Genomic DNA, 2,953 nt, shown 5'->3' on the forward strand with positions numbered 1-2,953 from the left:
CTGGTCGTGTCCAGCCCGCTGGACCTGCAACGCTACCGCACCGAGTTCTACACGCTGGCCAAGTCCGTTCGCGACGCCAACAAGAAGACGGGCGATAGTGTTGCCCACAACTTCGAGCAACTGGTGGAGCTGGGCAAGACCAACCGCCAGCTCGATGCCAATGACCAGGGCATCATCCAGGTGGTCGATTGGCTGTGGCAATACGCTTTTGACCAGCGCTCATCAGATATCCACCTGGAGCCACGCCGCGAGATGGGCGCCATCCGCTTCCGCATCGACGGCGTGCTGCACACGGTCTACCAGGTGCCGCTGTCCGTCATGCAGGCCATGACGGCGCGCATCAAGCTGCTGGGCCGCATGGACGTGGTCGAGCGCCGCCGCCCGCTGGATGGCCGCATCAAGACGCGCAACCCCGGCGGCGATGAAGTCGAAATGCGGCTGTCGACCATGCCCACTGCTTTCGGCGAAAAGCTGGTGATGCGCATCTTCGATCCGGACAACACGGTCAAGTCCTTCGAGGCCCTGGGCTTTGCGCCTTCTGAGACGCAGATCTGGGAGCAACTCGTATCCCGCCCGCACGGCATCATCCTGGTCACCGGGCCCACGGGTTCGGGCAAGACCACCACGCTGTACTCCACGCTCAAGCGCGTGGCCACCGACGAGGTCAACGTCTGCACCATCGAGGACCCGATCGAAATGATCGAAGCCTCGTTCAACCAGACCCAGGTGCAATCGGCCATCGACCTGGGCTTTGCCGAAGGCCTGCGCGCCCTGATGCGCCAGGACCCGGACATCATCATGGTCGGTGAAATCCGTGACCTGGAAACCGCCGAGATGGCCATCCAGGCTTCGCTCACCGGTCACCTGGTGTTCTCGACCCTGCACACGAACGACGCGGCCTCTGCCATCACGCGCCTGACCGATCTGGGCGTGCCGTCCTACCTGATCAGTTCGACCGTGATCGGCGTGCTGGCCCAGCGCCTGGTGCGCACCTTGTGCCCGGCTTGCAAGCAGCCTGACGATCAACTGGACCCTGCCACACTGGCCGAGGCCATCAAGCCCTGGCGCATGAATGGCAAGGTCAATGCTTACAAGCCTGTGGGTTGCCTCGATTGCCGCATGACGGGCTTCAAGGGCCGTGTGGGCCTGTATGAGTTGCTGCCGGTGTCGGAGGCCATACGCGGGGGCATGCACCCGGCGGTGGACATGGCCCGCATCCGCAAGACGGCGGCCCGCGATGGACTGCGTCCCTTGCGCCTGTCTGGTGTGATGAAAGTCGCCGAAGGTGTGACCACGCTGGACGAGGTCCTGCGCAACACGCCTCAGTGGGAAAACTGACTGTCCGGGCCGGGGTGCGTGGCGCCCTGGTGTGTGCCCGTGCCGGTCATCCCGGCCGTGCCCGAGAAGTAGTCGATCACCACCTCGCAGCGGATGCCCTTGGGCTCGACTTCCAGCCAGCGCACGCTGCCCCCAAGTTGCTTGACGCGCTTGCGCACGCCACCCAGGCCCAGCCCGTGTGACCAGGTAGCGGGCTCGCGGCCCACGCCATCGTCTTCCACAGACAGCGTCAGCCGGTCGTTTTCCAGGCGCAGCTTGACCTGCACCTTCTTGGCTTTGGCATGGCTGATGGCATTGCTGACCAGCTCCCGCATGATGCGTGTCAGCGCCGACCACTGCACCATCGTCAGTGTGATGTCGGCATCCTGGAACATGTGCCAGTCCAGCTCGCAACGGGCGGCAGCCAGGCGCTGGCTCAGGTCGCGCTTCCACTCGCCGGCCGCTTCACTCAAGAGGTGAGACTGCGCAGCCAGCCCGCGCGTCAGCGTCTTCAAGTCCTGGATCGTGTGGCGGATGTATTCCTCGATCTCGGCGTTCGGCGCCTGGTACATCAGCGTCAGCAAGCGCGCGCCGATGTCATCGTGCAGATCCTGTGCAATGCGCAAGCGCTCCTCACTGCGGCCTTGCTCCACAGCCTGGTCAAAGCTCAAGGCCCGATGCAATTGCTCCATCACGCGCTCGGCCAGCCTTGCATCCTCCGACGTGAACAGGCGTTGCCCCTTGTGCGAATGCTTGAGCACCAGCACATGCCGCACAGCAGACAGCCTGCCGCCCACCAAGGGGATGGGGACGATCAGCACCGAGCCATTGCCGCGCAAGGCCGTGTGGCCCATCTCACCCGGTACCAGCGCCACTTCCAGCGGATCAAACAGCTCGCGCATCAGGCGCATCAGCGAGGCATCCAGCGTATCGGGCTGGCGCTCCACTTCACGGGCGATGCGATACAGCCGTTGGAACAGGCGCTCCATGGTGAGCGAATCCCGCCCCGGCAGGCGGGTCATCACCCAGCGGCGGATGATGAGATACAGCCCGAACGAGAAGAACAGTGACAGGGTCATCGACGTGAACTGACCCAGCGAGAACACCGCTACAAACAGCAGGTCCAGTGAAGCGGCGATCGTGCTGGATGCGGCCAGCAGGGAGAACTCCTGCAAGATCGGCCGAGAGCGCGAGAGATAGGGCGACAGCAGTACGGCCATCGCCGCAAATACCTGCCAGGTCATCACACCGAAATTCGTGATGTTGAGCTGCATGTCCGCACGCACGCTGCCGCGCCAGATGGCCAGCGATAACAGCCCCCAGGTCAGCAAAGCCACAACCACGAGGCGGCGCATGACCAGCGTGAACGGGTGTGGCTTGGTGTGGAACGAGGCCGTCATCAAGCTGGCTGTGGCGATTGACAAGCCAATACAGCCTGCCTGCACCAGCCACCAGTTGAAGGCCGAATCCAGCTGATTGGTGCCCAGCCACAGGCCCAGTGCTGACAACCAGCCTAGTGCGGCATACCAGCCCCAACCGGCCATCCTGTGCGGATGAAGCACAGCAATTTGCACCAGTGCCGCCGCGCTGATCAGATCAAATGCCAGTCGCAACTGGGCATCAAGCTGAACAAACC

The 2,953-nt window shown here is 63.5% G+C and carries 2 protein-coding genes; one reads left to right on the forward strand and one right to left on the reverse strand.

Going from position 1 to position 2,953, the window contains the following annotated elements:
* On the forward strand, positions 1 to 1,338 hold a 1,338-nt coding region (locus EPO09_RS08195), incomplete at its 5' end, for a GspE/PulE family protein (protein WP_290642001.1).
* Here EPO09_RS08195 and EPO09_RS08200 read toward each other — a convergent pair.
* The coding region (locus EPO09_RS08200) for an ATP-binding protein (protein ID WP_290642002.1) at positions 1,323 to 2,953 on the reverse strand (1,631 nt) is incomplete at its 5' end. The genes EPO09_RS08195 and EPO09_RS08200 overlap by 16 nt on opposite strands.

Source organism: Aquabacterium sp. (assembly GCF_004297345.1).
Lineage (GTDB): Bacteria > Pseudomonadota > Gammaproteobacteria > Burkholderiales > Burkholderiaceae_C > Aquabacterium.